The 372-nt window shown below is 40.9% G+C and carries 1 protein-coding gene; it reads right to left on the reverse strand.

All coding sequences use genetic code 11. From position 1 onward, the window contains the following. Positions 1-302 (reverse strand): methionyl-tRNA formyltransferase (locus ACFIO5_RS11350; protein ID WP_375705463.1); only part of this gene is annotated, 302 nt, incomplete at its 3' end. Between the last annotated feature and the right edge of the window lie 70 nt (positions 303-372).

A 372-nucleotide genomic window follows, 5' to 3' on the forward strand; every position in this document is an offset into this window, starting at 1 on the left:
GTTTCAAGAATGGTTTTTGGTAAGAGGAGTCCATAGGCAACAACAATGGCAACATCAACAGCAAGTTCTGTAAATTTGGTTTGTTGTTCTGCTGTTTTGAGTGTTTGAGGTGTAAAGACAGGAATAGATTTTGCTTTTGCTAGATTTTGTACAGGTGAGGGGATCAATTTAAGGCCACGCCGTCCTGCAGGGCGAGGAGGTTGGCTATAAACAGCTGCAATATCATGACCAGCGTCCAATAAAGCCTGTAAAATGGGAACAGAAAAATCAGGTGTCCCCATAAAACTTAACCGTAATACCATTACAAAACTGCTTCCTGTGTGTTTTTTTCTTTTGCACGTTTTTTACATTTTCGTATCCCCCTCTCGCTTT

Source organism: Bartonella sp. AA86SXKL, from assembly GCF_042196885.1.